A 15,680-nucleotide genomic window follows, 5' to 3' on the forward strand; every position below is an offset into this window, starting at 1 on the left:
GCGGTCGACGGCGTCATCCAGGGAAGGGCCGCGATGATATTGGTGTCGAGCACGCCTTCTTTGTGCCGCACAGGCCGGTGCCTTCCAGCGGGTCGGACGGCAGCTCTTGATCGATGACGATGTCCAGGTCGGCACGTAGATCGAGGACGGGCGCGTTTGCGAAGATCGCCAGAACCTCTGCAGTGGAGACGGCGCGACGTCGTTTGATCGGGATGACATCTGCGAGAGGCTCGCCGTTGATCGTCAGCACATACGCCTGCCCTCGCCGAAGACCACGGGTGACGCTCCTCGAGTCGTTGACACGCTCACATCGACCGGCCGCGCCCCAGAACTCATCCATGCTCCCCCCATAGCGCAAGCCGTACCACATCGTGCCAAAGGTGAATCGAGGCAGCTCAGGACGATAACGCGGACGACGACACGCTGACCGATGATCTCGCGCTGGCATTGACCAACCCCGGACTCGCGGTGCGACCCCTCGCAGGGGCGATGAGGACGGGCTCTCGCGTCGCATGCGACCACTTACCACGCGTTGCGACCCCTCGTAGGGGCGATGAGGACCCGACCCGCTTCCGGGATACGTCCCGCCTGCACCTGCACTTCGTTGCGGCCCCTCGTAGGGGCGATGAGGACGTGCTCTGGATCGTCTCCAGGTCCTTGCCCCAACCGGGTTGCGACCCCTCGTAACGGCGATGAGGACTCGATGGCCAAGCATCTGGTCACGCCGGAGTGGATCGCGTTGCGACCCCTCGTAGGGGCGATGAGGACACGGGCCGGACGCGTGGGCGGCCTGCTCCCGGCTGCGGTTGCGACCCCTCGTAGGGGCGATGAGGACAGGTCCGCCACACGGCCGTGCTGCTGGTCGACCCCTACAAGTTGCGACCCCTCGTAGGGGCGATGAGGACCCGAGAGTAAAGCCGCAGGTGGGACATGCTTCTGTGGCGGCTTCGGGGGCGGTTTTTGCAGTGAACCTCCGGTAGTGCTGAAAACCCCGGAGGTTTGCTGCAAGACCATGATCGTTAAGGGCTTTTGTTGGCTGGGGGGTAGCGTAACGCGCTTGGCCGGGCCGGGGCCAGTCGCATTGCCGGGAAGCCCGGGGTGAGCTGGGCAGATGTCATGTGGGGGAAGAGGGGTGCTTGCGTTCGGAGGAGGTGTTGAGGCCGGAGCGGTCGGTGATGTGCGACCTGTTGGCTCGGGTGGTGCCGGAAGTGCGGAGCTTCATCGCCCCTACGACGGATGGCAACCGCCTGGCCAGTGGGGAAGAGTCGCTCCACAGTGTGTTGCCGTCAGCACGCGCGGTCGTTTCCCTTCGTGCCGCATGTGTTCCGGCCTCAGGCAAGTGGGTTTGCCTGTGGCCGGAACGTGGGGTTGGAAGGGTCAGGAGGCTGCCTGGGTGGCCAGTTTGATCAGGTTCCGGATGAGGGTGGTGGCCTTGGCGGGGGGGATGTTGAGGATTTTGGTGGCGGTGGTGATGAGGGCGGGGGCCGGTTGAGGGGTGTTGGCGGTGATGGCGGTCAGGAGGGGGCGGTAGGTGGGGGTGGTGAGGAGGGTGGAGAGGTGGGTTTGGGCTTCTGTGGCGGCTTCTGCTTGGAGGAGGAGGTCCTCGGGGCTCTGGACTGGGAGCGTGTCGTGGTCGGTTAGGGGGGTGTGGGCGGTGGTGGGGAGGGTGATGTTGGCGTGGTGGAAGGCGGGGTGGAGGGTGCGCAGGGCGGTTAGGGAATTGCGGAGGAGGGTGCGGGCGGTGGGGAGGTCGAGGTTGGGGGGGAGTTGGTGTGGGGGGATGTCGTAGGGGTTGGTGGCGCCGTTGCGGAGGCGGGTGATGGCGTCGAGGAGGAGGGTGAAGGCGTCGGGGTCGGCGCGGAGGGGGGCGGCCCAGGCGGAGGTGCGGAGGGCGCGGTCGGGGCGGGTGGAGAGGCCTTTGGCGGCGGCGTCGTCACGGCGGACGCGGGCGGCCAGGTTGGTCAGGACGTAGTGGATGAGTTGGGCGCGGGTGGCGCGCAGGCCGGGGGGGTCGGCTGGGGTGGGGGGTCGGCGGAGTCTGCGGGCGGTGAGGTCGAGGCTCAGGTGGGTGGCCTCGGTGGAGGAGAGCCAGGTGGCGGCGTCGATCATTTCGCGTACGGGGTGGCCGTTGGTGGTGGGCGGGTTGCCGGCCAGGGTGGCGCGGAGGCGGTTGAAGCCGGTCAGGAGGTGGTCGTCGATGACCTGCTCGCAGTCGGGGCACCAGTGCTTGCCGTCGGGGCCGAGGCAGGGTCTGCCGTGGTGGCGGGCCTGGCGGAGGGGGGTGGCGGCGGCGTGGCGGAGTGCCGGGGAGATCAGGCGGGAGTACGCGAAGAAGGCTTTTTCCCTGTTGGGGTCCGCTACCCGGGCGACGTACATTGTTGCTCCTCTGAGGCATGCGAAAACGGCGCGCCGTGAAGGCGCGTGATCGCGTGACTTTGACCTCGGGTTGTGAGGTCCTCAAAGGAGCGGCGAGGCGCTCAAGCTCGCGGGCGGCAGCCGTTGAACGGTTAAAGGCTGCCAGTGAGTGGAGGTGGCGTCAACCGCTTTCGCGATAGATGGTTTCCAGTGACTCGATGACTGATTTGTATGCCTTTAGGAGTGCATTGTCGTCGGGGTGGTGGCCGAGCTCCCGGATGGCTCGGCGGAGGAGTTCGCTCACCTGTGGGTCGGTTGCCGGGGTTGCGAAGCGGCCGTTCTTGGCGCGCCGGTCGAGGGCGTGGCCTTGCAGGGAGTTGGCGGCGAGTGCGGACAGTTCTTGCAGGGCGGGCAGTTGTTCGCAGAGGCGCTTCCAGGTGTGCCAGGGGAACAGCGCGGGGCGGAGCACCTCGACGGCGAGGTAGGCGGCGGGCAGTGGGCGGGTGCCGCATATCTCGGCGATCAGGGTGAGGCGCTGTCGGGCCAGGGCCAGGCAGGTGGCGGGCGACCAGGTGTGTTGGGCCGGGCCGTACAGGTCGTTTTGGAGGCGTTTTAGTTCGCGCATGACGCCGCGCAGTTCGTGGGAGCCTCGGCCGGTCAGGCGGACGGCGGTGCGGAGATCGAGGCGGCGGGTCGCGCTCGCCGTCAGGGCGGCGAGTACGCGGTCCGTGCCGAGGCGGGCGAGGACCGGGTGGGCGGCCGTGAGCTGGGAGCGTCCGTCGGGGAGGCGTGTCAGTTCGGCGACGATGAGAGGGCAGGCTGCCGTGAGCGACCAGCGCACGGCCGCCGCGATCATGCCGTGGTTGGTCGCGGCGGGGCCGGGGTTGAGGGCGACCACGACCTCGTCGACGTCACGGAGGCTCTCCGATCCGGTCCGGCCGGTGGGCGGGGGGCCGGACGCCAGGGCTGCGACCACCGTGTCGCGGACGGTTTCGATGTCGCCCGTGACGTTTTCGATCACCTGGATGTCGGCGTCGGGGGCGATCGTTTCCGCGGTACGGCGGGCGAGTCGGTGGGCGATGTCGCGGGCCTCGGGGCTGGCGAGGAGGCGTAGGCGCAGGCGGCCCGAACGCAGGAGCCGGTGGCGGCGGTGGCTCAGGGCGGCGAGCACGGCGCGTACGGCCTGCTCGTTGTCGCCGTTTCTGCCGGTCAGTTCGAGGCCGACGGCGAGCAGGCCGAGGACGTCGCCGCTGCCGAGGACGGGCCAGCCAGTGCGGTCGGTGTCGGCGACGAGTTTGTGGCCGGGGTCGTCCTTCTCCCAGCGGTCGGCGGCCTCGACGAGGGTGGCCGGGAGGGGGGTGTCCTCGCCGTGCTCGGGCAGCAGGTGGGCCTGATGGGTGGACGCGCGGGTGTACATGCGGGTGAGGGCGTCGTCGTGGAGCATCCGTACGGCGGCGCTGCCCGCGACGGCTCGGATGTCATGGGCGGTGGCGCGCAGCAGGCCCGCCAGACCGCCGTGGCCGTCGGCGCGGGTGCGCAGCGCGGCGGTCAGGGCGTCGAGTTTCGCCCTGGTGGGGGCGGGGAGCGTGTCGTTCTCCTTTTTGAGCAGGCGGCTGAGGTGCTCGGCGTACCAGGAGCGCAGCAGGCCGAAGTCGGCGGCCTCGCCGCGGCCGACGCGCTCGAACAGGGCCGCCTGAGCGGTGGGCAGCGGTTCGGTGAATTTGCCGATTGTTCCGTCAGGGAGGCCCGGGGGCAGGGTGCCGGCGTCGCGCAGCAGGGAGGCGAACGTCGTGTCTCCGGCCTGGCGGGCGGCGAGCAGTTCCCAGTGGGCACGGTGGCTGGGGTCCAACTCGGCGAGCGAGTCCCAGAAGCGGTGACGCAGCAGCCAAGAGTCCAGGTACGCGTCGGCGTCCTGCGCGCGGTCGAGCGTGTACGGCCTGCCGGGATGGTCGATGTGCAGGATGCGGACGCGATTGCGGGTGTGCAGGGCGGCGCACAGGGTGCCCATGCTGATCGCGAACGCTCCGGATCCGCAGGTGACGATGATCTCTTCAGGGCGGCGCCGGGCCAGCAGTTCGACCAGCGCCGCCGAGGTGGCGGCCAGGGTGGGCTCGGCCGGGGTGGCGACCACGACCGCGCCCGGCTCCAGTCGCCTGCCGCACAGACCAGGGTCGGCGGTCAGGCGGCGGCACATCTCCTCGGCGTGCTCGGCGAACGTGCGCCCCGCGATGATGCCCTCGCGATTGGTCGTGCCGACCAGGACGACGTGGGACAGGGCGAGGCCGCCCCCGGCGAGACCCTCGAAGATCTTGCGCAGCGGACGCCGGTCCCGGCCGGTGGCCGCGGCGTCGCCTTCGTAGTCGGGGGTCGCCCTGCCTTCCCCGCCGGCCCCGGCGTAGCCCAGGTCGCCTCCGCCGATCGCGTGAATCAGCAGCCTGCCTTCCGGCTTGCCCACGGCGACGCCCTTCCTCTCGCGGAACGAAGCAGCACGACGTCCCCCGATCGCGAACGGCTGGACAGTCGGCAATCTCCGCGAGTGGGGAGGGGACGACGGCGTCAGGCCGGAGCCGGCCGCGGCTCGCGCCCGGATGCTCCCCACCGGCAGGAGATTATCTCGACGGTAGCGCGGAAAAGGCCACACCCAGCGCGACTTCACATAATCATGGCTATCTGCGGTTGTTTCCCCCCGATCCTCCCTTACGCCCTGTTCAGCCGGAACGCTTCGGCTTTCGGCCGCCGTTCGCGCCTCTTGGAGAACGTTCCGCCTTTTCCGGATACGGATCGAGAGGCGTGTCGTTCCCGAGCACGCTAGGCAAGGACCGCCCTCGACCAGGGGCGATATTTCCCTTTACCAGCCTTTCGTTCTCACTGAACCATTTGTAGTTCTCGCCACGCGGATCCGGAGGAACCGGAATGCCAGGCCGCAACTCCTCCGGACGGGTCCGCGGATAGTGCACAGGAAGATCACGTCCCCGCGCGGCCGCGAGCATCGAATCCCGCACCGTTCTCAGCTCGGGCGACGATTCGACCACCTCCTCGAACCTCTTGCGCGCGTCCGCCAGAATCGCGACCCCGTCCCTGCCCGGCAGCTCCCCCGCGAGCGTCCGGTAGTACGCCGCGTAGTCGGCACCGGAATGCAGCTCGACACCGGCGTCGTCCACGCTCAGCCGTACGCTGCCGAACCCGAGCGGACGCCCGAACCCGAGCCGGTGAAAGCACCCCTCGGGCAGTGTGAGCAGCCACGCGAGCGCGCCGAGCTCGTAGTCGTCGACGTCCCGGACCTCGATGGTGAAGCGGAACGTCGTGCCCGGGGTCACCCACCCCTCGATCGAGCGGTTCTGGCTGTCGCGCTGCGCCACGCCGGTCGTCGCGTAGCGCCGCTTGTCGCCGGTGAGCGTGCCCTTGTCGTCGACCGGCGTCCGGGGACGGAGATACTCGCGATATCGGCCGCCCACCATCGCCTGGCTGGCGTCCACCCCCGGAACCTCGGGGTTCCAGTGCTGCCCGGCGTCGAGCCCGGCGTGATGCCAGTAGACCTTCCGGCCCCGCAGGCCCCGCCCCCGCCGGTACAGGTCGGCCTTGGCGGTGCCCGACCTGACCGGCTGATCCGGCCGCGCGGCGGATTCGGCCAGGTAGAAGCGGCCCTGCTGCGGCTTCGGCGTGCTGAGGATGGCGAGCGGCAGCCCGTCCCCGAACCGCCGTACGGCGGTGCTCGCGTCGTCGTCGCACATCACCGGGCCGATGCGGATCCGTCCCCGATACGCGGCCGGAGGGACGCGCTGCTTTCCGCCGGGTGCGACCCATCCGAACAGGCGGTCCGCCGGCGACAGCTCGTGGTAGGTAGGGGCAGGTTTCAGATCGGCAGGGAGCAGGTCTGCGGGAGTGACCGGATACAGATCTCTCGGCACCATGACCGGGTACAGCCGGTCCACCCGCCCATTGACCAGCCGGGCGAAACACACCGAACCCGGCGTCAGCGTCAGCCAAGTGTCGTCATGCAGGTGCGGGCTCCAGGCGAGTTGTCCCGGCCCCGTCCCCACGCGCTCCCCCGGGCCGGCGATCCGGCCGTCCGGATGGTGGCGTTCACGGTACTCCTTCGGGTCGTGGGCCGTCCGGTAGTTCTCTATCAGCCGGTTCCAGTCGGCGGCCAGTTCCTCCCACGGCCGGGCCAGGCCGAGTTCAGGCGGCGAACCCTCGGAGAAGAAGAAACGCTCGGCCGTCTTCCCCTCGATGTTGGGCCCGGTGATGTACGCGATGCCCGTGACGGTCCGCTCCCCCAGCCCGGCGGGCAGTTCCTCGGAGAGGTCGCGCGTGAAGCCGACCACCCGATCACCCGCCCGGCCGCCGCTGATCAGCGCCTTGATGCGCTCACGGTGCCTCGGCATCCGATCCGGCGGATACAGCGCGCCGCCGTCCCGGTCGTACAGCCGCAAATGCGCCATTTTCAGGCGGAAGAGCCGCCCCCCCGACCCCACGTACACCGGCACCATGCCGAGCGCGAAGCCGGCGTCACGCCGAAAGCCGAACCGCTCGTCGTGCGGCTCGAAGACCCCGAAACGCGAGTTCGTGATCGCCTCGTACGCGGCCCGCAGCATGCCTTTCACCGTCGTCACCGGCAGGTACGGCCTGCCGTCGCGCAGCCGTACCGGATAGACGCGATGGTCCGGCTTGCCCTCGCCATCGCCCTCGCCGAAGGACCGGTACCGGGCGGTGTCCAGGAGCAGCAGCGGCGTCTCGGTGGTGAGGGTGACGGCGATGCGGCCGGTCCAGGCTTCGGGGCGGAGCTGGTTCCTGGGGGGAGGCGCGGCGTCGCGCAGCGGCTCCGGCAGGTTCTGGCGGGGGAAGGCGGGGATGAAGGTGTAGGGGTTGAGGAAGGCGTCAGACATCGGATGTCCTCTCCTGGGACAGGGGCTCGAAGCGGAGCAGCCGCTCCTCCGCGACGTAGGCGTTGCCGTGCGCCTTATCGGCGGCGATGTACTCGCGGGCGGCCAGCCGTACCCGTTCCCGGCCGGTGTGGGCGACGGGCACGGTGATCACCCCGACGCGGCTGGAGTGCAACGACGTCCAGCCGGGGACGAACGGCGTCGCCTTCCCCCATACCAGGTAGGCCGTCTCGTGGACGGCCTCGGCCTCCAGCGGGTCGATCCTGTCGGCGAAGGCGGCGGGGATGAGGTCCTCGCGTTCGGTGAGCACCACCGCGTGGCCGGGCTCCACCCAGCGCAGTTCAAGATCTTCGGTGAAGACGCGGGCCTCGTACACGGCGGACACGTCCATCGGGCCGGTCGGGTGCAGGCAGCGCCCGTCCTCCACCAGGCCCACCCGGTACGCCGACGGGGAGGTGAGCAGCGCGCAGCCGCCGGGCACCTCGGCCAGCGCCTCGGGCAACGGCAGGTTCTCGGCCGTGGCCGCGAACAGTTTGATCATGACGCCTCCACGTAGCGGGTCCAGGCGTCGGCGATGTCGCGGACGTGCGGGCCGCGCAGCGCCTCGGCGAGCGGGGTGGGTTCCGGCCAGCGTTCCCGGTCGGTGAGCGTGATCTCGGTGACCTCGATGTCGCCGAGGCCCCGGTTGGCGGACGCGCCCAGCGGCACGCGCCCGGCGGCCAGGTCGCGCAAGGTGAGCAGCAGCAGGGCGAGGGCCGCGCCGTCGTCGCCCAGCCGCGTCAGGTCGACGGACAGGTGGATCGGCTCCCAGGCGACCGCGTGCGGTTCCAGGACGCTGAACAGCCGCCCGTCGGCCGCGCCGCCCGTCCAGCGGTCGAGCCCGACGTGGTCCGCCTGTGACATCCCCAGGTCCTCCAGCCGGTCCCGCACCTGCTCGGGGAGGCGGCCGTCGTCGCCCGGAAGCGTCTCGGCGTCGGCGCCCGTGACCGAACGCCACAACGCCTCCGGGATCGTCGCCAGCGACGTGCACTCCTCCACGCGGATCGCCCCCGAGTGTCGCGGTTCGTCGCCTTCATCGGGTTCGGCGTCGGCGCGGGCGCTGCCGAACAGGCGGCGTACGGCGGGCAGTTCGTCCAGTTGCTTGCGGAACGCGGCGCTGTGCCAGGATGCGGGCGCGCCGGTGGCGGGGGCCGCCGCCGGTTCCAGGGCTCGCGCGGTGCGTTCCACCAACTCGGCGTGGCTACGCAAGGCGCCCTTGATCGAGGAGCCGGGCAGGACGAGCGTCAGGTGACGGTCGTCCACACGGGTGGTGAGCGGCAGCGTGTCGATGATCAGGCCGCGTCTGCCCGAGCGCACCATCACAGGGGCGAGGGGCCGCCACGCGACGCGCACGTCCATACGCCGTCGCCGCGGCGGCAGCGCCGCGTCCGCCCGGCGCAGCGTGTCCAGGGTGCGGACACGGTCGCCGGACGGGGTGCCGCGCAGGGCGGCCAGCAGGCCCTCAGGGGAGTCGAAGCGGTCCACGACGAGTTCGAGGGTGTCTTCTAGGAGTCGCACCGCGCCGAGTCCTTTGCCGGTGCCCACGCCGATCCGGATCTCGCCTCCGGCGAGGGCGGTGAGCATCGCGGCCATGCGGGCCTCGTCGCCTTCGCCGTCGCCGTGGGACTCGATGTCCAGCGCCAGGCGGATGTAGTGGCCGGCCGGGATGACGACCCTGCCGTACAAGAACTCGGTGGCCGCCGCGCCGGTGACGCGGTCGATGCCGACCGAGGGGCGGAACTCCAGGCGGGCGGGGTCGAGCGGCGTCGCGGGCAGGCCGTAGTCGCCGAGCCGGGTGTCCACGGCGATCAGCGCGTCGGCGACGACGACCCGGCTGGCCTGCCCCTGGTTCTCCGCGTCGCGTCGCGGAACGTATCCCCACAGCCCACGCAGGTCCGCGATCAGGGATTCGTCGACCGGCCCGGATCTCTCCTCGGGGGATTCGTCCACGTATGTCGCCGCGCCGAGCATCCAGTGGCGCAGCACCCCGGCCAGAGTGGTGCCCGGCACGTACGGGCGGCCCAGGCCGTCCACGGCGATCGGCAGCGCCTCAGACGGGTCGTCGCCGAGGCCGCCGACATGCAGCGGCGACTCGGTGCGCAGCCAGCCACGGGCCCGGATCCTCGCGGTCACCGGCCTACCCGCGCGGTCACTCATGTTCTCCTCCTTCGTCGCGTGCGGACGCCTCCGCGCGGGCGTGCTCGCGCAGGCAGGCGTTGAGCAGGACCCGGATCGCCTCCGGGCGCAGCTCGTCGCGGAGCGCCCGTCTGCCGTCGGTGGTGACCACGAGCTCGCCCTCGGGCAGGTCGAGCAGCGTCCAGACCCGGTCGGGCGCGGTGAACAGGTCGGTGACGGTCTTGACGGCGGATTCGGGCCACGACGGACGGCCCTCCTTCTTCCTCGTCAGCCACGCCAGCCGGGCCTCGATCGTGGCCGAGGGCAGGTCCGCGGCGAGCTCGCGCAGGTTGTTGAGCTGCGAGTTCGACGGGCCGTCCGGGGTGACCTGGCGACGGCAGGCCGGGTCCCCGCTGATCGTCTCGGCGGCCCGGTAGATCGCGGCCCGCCAGGCGGCGCGCTCGTACACCCGGGCGGTCTCGTGGCCCTGCTCACCGGGCGCGATCGGCCGCGCCTCCGGACCGGGATTCGGTACGGCGGGCTCGTCCGGCGCGTCGCCCGGCTGTGGGCCGTCGAGCACCGGATGGTCGAACTCCACCTGGCCGAAGCCCTCCGCTCGACGCTCCCCCACGCCCGCCGCGCGGACCTCGGCGAGCGCCTCGGCGGCGATCGTCCCGCCTGCCACGGTGAACGTGAGGCAGCTTCCGGCGGCCAGGCCGTACAGGGTGGGCCGAGGCAGCCCCCAGCCGCGGTGCCAGCTCTCGGTACGGCTCGTGCCCAACGCCATCGGCACGCCGAGTGTCGCCGGCCCGGCCTCGCCGTCGCGCACCACCGGCCCGGGGCCGCCGTGCTCGATGCCCTGACGGGCGGTGGTCGCTGCGCCGGACGTCATCGGGGACGCGTCCGCGTCGTTTCGCTGCGGCGGCACCATGTCGAGCACCGGAGTCAGTTGCACCCCGGGCGCGCCGGCCCTCGCCAGAGCCGACTGCAGCGCCCTGGCGACGTCCTCCGGCCGGGTGCTCAACCGCAGCCGCTCGTCACGGACCAGCAGGTCGGAGAGGAGCCACACCCGAAGCACACGCCGAGCTTCGGCACGGGACGGCGGAGCCTCGATTCTGCGCGCCTCCACCTTCACCTTGCCGTAGTCGTCCTTGGCGGAGCGCCCCACGCGCCAGTGCTCGGGCCCGGACAGCTTCCGCTCCCAGGCCGGTCCCAGCGCGCCCGCGCGCACCCGCACCTCCGCGCGCAGCCGCGTCCCGCAGGCAAGCGCCCGATAGATGTAGACGCCGCCGATCCTGCGGAGCGGACGCTGCTCGGCGTCGCTGATCGTGTTGTGCATGCGCACGGTGAACGTGGGTTTGCTTACCCACCGCCCGTCCAGCGTGACGTATCCGTCGCGGTACGGCTTGCCACCTTCCACCGGCCCGCGCATCCGGCTGCCGATGACCTTGGATGGGTTGCCTTTCGCGTGCTTCAGCACCCGGGGCACCGGTAGCGTCGGCTCCCCCGCCGGCGACAGCGGCGTCGCGGCGGTGACGACGAGATCCCCGGTGCGCACCAGCGCGTGCGCCGGGCCGCCGAGCCTGCGCGCCACCTCGGGCATGAGGCACCAACCCGGGATGTGGTCCGCCCCCGACACGAGGTTGCCCTCCACTGTCGCGGCCACCAGCACCGGCTGCTCCACCGTGATGGTCAGCTCGGCGCATTCCCAGCCCTGGCTGGTGCCGCCCGGGGCGGGTTCAGGCCGGTCCTCCACTGTGTACGGCCGACCGGCGGGCGGCGAGGCGATCTCACCATGCTGCGGCAACGTCACCTCGTCGGGGAAGCCGTCCCCGGTGACGGTCAGCAGGCATCGGCCCGCGCCACGGCGACGCTTGCCGCCGATCGTCTCCAGCAGTCGCGCGCCGGCGCCGAGGATGGTCACCACGGCCCGCCGTTGCCGCCCGTCCAGGTCCTCGAAGCCTTCGATTCGCGCCTTTCCCGTCAGCGTGACGCCGGCCCGCGCGAGCTCCTCGAAGCGCAGCATCTCCGCCTTGGCCGTACCGGTGACCGGGTCGATCGCGACCCCCGGCTTGCGGAAGGTGGCCGCCAGCGCCACCTGCGGCCTGGTCAGCAGCAGGTCGGTCAGCCTGCCCGGCGGCCGCAGTGCACCATCCACGATCAGTGCGGCGGGCCGCAGGGCGTGCTGCTCCGCCTTGTACTGACCGCCGAACAGGAAGTCCACCCACTCGTGCCACACGCCGATCGGCCCGGCGTCGAGGGCGTACGCGGCCAGTTCGCAGGAGTCGCGCCACACGCCGACGAGCGTCTTCGCCGGCACGATCGGCGGGCCGGGCGTCGTCCCGTCGCCGCGCGGGTCGCGTTGGACGAGGCGGTCGAGGTACCCGGGCGCTCCGGTCCCCGTGCCCACCTGCCAGTCGCTGATCATGAACAGCGTGAGATCGAGATTCACCGTTCCCCCCGTGCCTTCGTGTCCGTCCGCGGCTCCGCGTCCGCCCGTCGTTTCACGTCCGCCTGTGGCTCCGCGTCCGCCCATGCCTTCACCTGCGGCAGGAAGGGCACCGCCGCCATCGCGTCCGGCAACCCGCCCAGCGAATCCGGGTCCTTCGCCAGCCGGTCAAGCGCGTTCCGGTGCCTGGTGCCCTCGGCGTACCGGCGTTGCAGCACCCGCAGCCGCGACGCCGCCACCTCCGGCCCGAGGGACAACCCCTCCCGCAGGTCATGCGCCACGCTCCGGGGGACGAGAAGCCCCTCCCCCTCCGGGTCCGGCGCGTTCAACGCCGCGACCCGCCGCTCCAGGTCCTCCCACCGCTGGACGCCCGCGATGTCCCCCTGCGCCGCCTTGCCCACCAGGTACGGCGAGCTCGACTTGCCGGAGAACGACCGCCGCAGCCTCTTAAGGTCCGCCGCCGCGCTGTCCAGCAACACCGCGAACGCCACCGCCGACCCGAGTTCCTTGACCGCCTTGGCCTCCTGCTCCAGCAGTTCCTCGGCCAGCTCGTAGGCGAAATGGAACGGATAGTTCCGCTTGACGATCGCCACACCGGCCGCCGCCGTCAGATGGTCGCGATCCCCCGCCTTCGTCCAGCCGCCCTTGGCGGTCTCCTTCTCGAACTCCTCCAGAAAGTGCCGGGTGAACGTCAACGCCACGCGCCCCTCGCAGACCACCGTCAGGTCGTCGCCGCCCAGCACCAGCGGCAGCACCGGCGGTTCCCCGGACACGAGGACTTCCGGGTCGTTCCGCACGAATTCATTTCTGGTGTTCCGCCAGGCGGCCCGGAACGCGGCCTTGGCACAGTCATCCACGGCTTTCGAAACGTCCCGCAACTGCTTGGCGTAGGCCGCGTCGCTCTGGCCCTTCGCACGTTTACGCAACCGCTTGAAGAAGTCACCGAGGGCGTTGCCGTCCGCGTGCACCACCGCGACCCAGTCGGCCTCCAGCCCCAGTCGGTCCACGATCTGGCCCATGACGCGCCGCTTCCGGCGATCAACCTCCTCCTGATCTCCTTTTGCCCCGGCCTCGCTCGATGCCTCGGCGATGGGAGCGAGATCGGCCAGGCGCTCGAACGCCGATCTGAAGGCATCCAGCTTGCTCACCGCCACCTTGGACCTCGGCTGGGCGGGTTCGTCCCCTTCCCGAACAAGTTCGTATGCCGGGAGCCCGTTCGACGCGCATTCCTCGACCAGCGGCAGCCGCCCGAACCTGGCCTGCGGGCCGGGCCTGCCCTCCCGTACGACGGCCAACTTCGCCTGGGCGTCGTAAATGGCGTCGGCCAGAGTTGTGCTGCCGGACCCCGCGTTCGCGTCCGCGCCGTATCCGATCACCACACCGCAGACATCCAGCCCTGGCGCCTTCTCCAGGGCCTTGCGGGTCAGATGAGTGACCAGCTTCCTGGCCGCCGCCGCGTCCCGAGCCTGCACGGTGATACCCCCGGCCCCCGCCATGAGCAGCTCGGCCGGGTGGCCACCGTCGATACGCCACTCCTCGCGGTATCCCGTAAAAGCCTCCCGTAAAGCCTCGTGCACCCACACCCGGTCCACCCGGGAAATCAATTCCGAGGCGCCGACGATCTCCTGCCGCTTATTCGAGGAGAAGATGTACCGCTGATTTCCCGCCGTACGTATCACGACGACGTTCATGACCTTCCTTCCTGATACGGATGCGGAATCACCCGCACGGTGTGCCCGAGCAACCACCCCAACGCGAACGCCACGCTGGCCGGCGCGGCTATGAACAGCCGCGTCTGAAGTTCCGCGTATTGCGGCCGGGCCGCCGCCCATTGCCGCCACGCCCCGTACACCCGTCGCACGATCAGCTCGAATTCAGCCGCCGACTCCGGGATATTTCCCGCCCCGCCATCGACCACCAGCGCGTCCCGGCACCTCTCCACCCGCCCCCGCGTATCCGCGCACCCCTCCCCAGCGGCCCGCAACGCCTGCGCCACCATCAGCGGGTTGTCCGACAGATGCACCACGAGCGCGACCGCACCCCCGTCCGGCGCACGCTCGAACTCCGGCTCCTCCACCACCCGGACCAACTTCTCCGCCCGCACCAACTCGGCCGGGCTCAACTCCCCCTTCAACTTCCCGCTGATCCAGATCGCCGAGAAGAAGGCATCCCGCCCACTCTCCGAACGCTGCACCACCACCGGCTCATCGGCACTCGCCCCTCGCCGCGCCGCAACCCCCCGAATCCCGCGCTGCACGTTGAACTTGAACATCGCCCCAAGCTCAAAGGCATCCGGCAACGCCGCGTTGACGTACAACGAGACAGGTGCCGCCGGATCGGCCTCCGAAATCTCCGTCAACCGCGCACTGACCAGCTCAAACGCCAACTCCAGCGCATCTTTCCGCAATTCCCGCCGCACCCTGGCGTCCGCCTCCGCCGGTATCGTCCGCCGCACCGCGAAACACGAATCATGACTCCGCCGAGCATGATCGACGGCCGCGTGCGTCCACTGCTCACTCCACGGCGCCCGCCACTCCTCCCGCGGCAACGCCAAAACAATCCCCACCCCCCTATTCCGCTGCTGCCACCGGTTAATCCCCGCGAAAACCCCAGCCGCCCCCAAACACAAAACCGTCAAAAACCACCGATGATCCCCCCACCATCCCTTGATTACATCCGGCACCGTCCCCGCCGCCACAGCCCCCGCCACACCAGCCAAAGCCGTAATCCCCCACCCCGAAATACCTGTGATGATCCTCATCATTTCTTTCCCTTTCTTCCCGCTAGAGATCCTGACGCGCGAAGCGCTCACTAGTAAGGCCCTTCATAGGGACGATGAGAACTGGTTCCTAAGCGAGCGGGTTCTCTCGTCCGACTCGTGTTGCGACCCCTCATAGGGGCGATGAGGACGCGAGTCGATCATCGCCGGCCTGCGGGAGCTGGCGTTGCGACCCCTCATAGGGGCGATGAGGACCGCCGTCCCCGCCAACGGATCGTGGGGGGGCAGGTTGCGACCCCTCATAGGGGCGATGAGGACCAGAACACCCCGGCCAGTTCCCCGTCCGGGAGCAGTTGCGACCCCTCATAGGGGCGATGAGGACGCGACCGGCCCCGGTTCGAGCTGCGGCGCGTGTCCCGGTTGCGACCCCTCATAGGGGCGATGAGGACGGGTACGCCTCTATGAACGTCAGCCCGCCGGGCAGGTTGCGACCCCTCATAGGGGCGATGAGGACCCGTGGTGTGCACTACGGCATCGGGTGGGAGCCGCTCGGGTTGCGACCCCTCATAGGGGCGATGAGGACGGTAGTCCCCCAGCATGCCGCTGTGGCGGCAAACAGAAGGGTTGCGACCCCTCATAGGGGCGATGAGGACCATACACCTCCGAGCTGGTCGCCAATGACGTCAATAGTTGCGACCCCTCATAGGGGCGATGAGGACCCGACGGTAAAGTCGCAGGTCAGCCGGAGTCTCATCGAGGCTCGGGGAGCTCATTTTGCAGTGAACCTCCGGTAGTGCTGAAAACCCCGGAGGTTTGCTGCAAAGTCTACGCCCAACGCGCGGCATCGGTGGCTAAAGGATGTCGCTGGGCGCGGGCTGGGCGACACCCCATTCTTGGCGTTCTGGGGTTGTGCCGGGTGGGAAGGTGAAGACGAGGACGCTGTCGTAGGTGGGGTCGATCACGGTGTTGACCTTGTGGTGGAAGTGTTTGAGTTGGGCGGGGCTGAGGGAGCCTTCGAAGACGCTGCGTTGGACGTGGTGGAGGTATTGGCGGCATAGGCGGAGGATGGCGGGGTTGCGGGCGGCGAGGGTGTCGTAGACGAGCACGACGTACATGTCCG

At 70.1% G+C, this 15,680-nt stretch carries 10 protein-coding genes and 2 CRISPR repeat arrays; all 10 genes read right to left on the reverse strand.

Annotated elements, in window-relative coordinates:
• Positions 1 to 13: 13 nt before the first annotated feature.
• The 10 genes from AB0K60_RS29170 to cas2 all read right to left on the reverse strand — a co-directional run bounded on the left by AB0K60_RS29170 (position 14) and on the right by cas2 (position 15,675).
• Complete coding sequence (locus AB0K60_RS29170) at positions 14 to 340, reverse strand: hypothetical protein (RefSeq protein ID WP_364062046.1); 327 nt, start codon at positions 338 to 340, stop codon at positions 14 to 16.
• Between the two features lie 127 nt (positions 341 to 467).
• Positions 468 to 905: direct repeats of the CRISPR family, unit length 30 nt; unit sequence GTTGCGACCCCTCGTAGGGGCGATGAGGAC.
• Positions 906 to 1,377: 472 nt separating this feature from the next.
• On the reverse strand, positions 1,378 to 2,376 hold the full coding sequence (locus AB0K60_RS29175; protein ID WP_364062049.1) for a hypothetical protein: 999 nt from the start codon (positions 2,374 to 2,376) through the stop codon (positions 1,378 to 1,380).
• Between the two features lie 160 nt (positions 2,377 to 2,536).
• Complete coding sequence (locus AB0K60_RS29180) at positions 2,537 to 4,810, reverse strand: hypothetical protein (protein ID WP_364062052.1); 2,274 nt, start codon at positions 4,808 to 4,810, stop codon at positions 2,537 to 2,539.
• 253 nt (positions 4,811 to 5,063) lie between these two features.
• On the reverse strand, positions 5,064 to 7,241 hold the full coding sequence (locus AB0K60_RS29185; RefSeq protein ID WP_364062055.1) for a TIGR03986 family CRISPR-associated RAMP protein: 2,178 nt from the start codon (positions 7,239 to 7,241) through the stop codon (positions 5,064 to 5,066).
• Positions 7,234 to 7,779, reverse strand: a complete 546-nt coding sequence (csx19, locus tag AB0K60_RS29190) for a CRISPR-associated protein Csx19 (protein WP_364062058.1) — start codon at positions 7,777 to 7,779, stop codon at positions 7,234 to 7,236. The genes AB0K60_RS29185 and csx19 overlap by 8 nt, the downstream gene beginning before the upstream one ends.
• Positions 7,776 to 9,434: an RAMP superfamily CRISPR-associated protein gene (locus tag AB0K60_RS29195; RefSeq protein WP_364062061.1), complete on the reverse strand. Its 1,659-nt coding sequence runs from the start codon at positions 9,432 to 9,434 to the stop codon at positions 7,776 to 7,778. Before AB0K60_RS29195 ends, csx19 begins: the two co-directional genes overlap by 4 nt.
• Positions 9,427 to 11,844 (reverse strand): RAMP superfamily CRISPR-associated protein, encoded by a 2,418-nt coding sequence (locus tag AB0K60_RS29200; protein WP_364062064.1) that lies wholly within the window; start codon positions 11,842 to 11,844, stop codon positions 9,427 to 9,429. The genes AB0K60_RS29195 and AB0K60_RS29200 overlap by 8 nt, the downstream gene beginning before the upstream one ends.
• Complete coding sequence (locus AB0K60_RS29205) at positions 11,841 to 13,532, reverse strand: hypothetical protein (protein WP_364062067.1); 1,692 nt, start codon at positions 13,530 to 13,532, stop codon at positions 11,841 to 11,843. Before AB0K60_RS29205 ends, AB0K60_RS29200 begins: the two co-directional genes overlap by 4 nt.
• The gene (locus tag AB0K60_RS29210; protein WP_364062070.1) at positions 13,529 to 14,260 is read right to left on the reverse strand and encodes a hypothetical protein; all 732 of its coding nucleotides are present in this window, start codon (positions 14,258 to 14,260) and stop codon (positions 13,529 to 13,531) included. Before AB0K60_RS29210 ends, AB0K60_RS29205 begins: the two co-directional genes overlap by 4 nt.
• Before the next feature lie 394 nt (positions 14,261 to 14,654).
• Positions 14,655 to 15,279: direct repeats of the CRISPR family, unit length 30 nt; unit sequence GTTGCGACCCCTCATAGGGGCGATGAGGAC.
• A 132-nt stretch (positions 15,280 to 15,411) separates the two neighbouring features.
• Positions 15,412 to 15,675: a CRISPR-associated endonuclease Cas2 gene (cas2, locus tag AB0K60_RS29215; protein ID WP_364062073.1), complete on the reverse strand. Its 264-nt coding sequence runs from the start codon at positions 15,673 to 15,675 to the stop codon at positions 15,412 to 15,414.
• Between the last annotated feature and the right edge of the window lie 5 nt (positions 15,676 to 15,680).

Origin of the sequence: Thermopolyspora sp. NPDC052614, from assembly GCF_040678635.1 — a bacterium.
Taxonomy (GTDB): domain Bacteria; phylum Actinomycetota; class Actinomycetes; order Streptosporangiales; family Streptosporangiaceae; genus Thermopolyspora.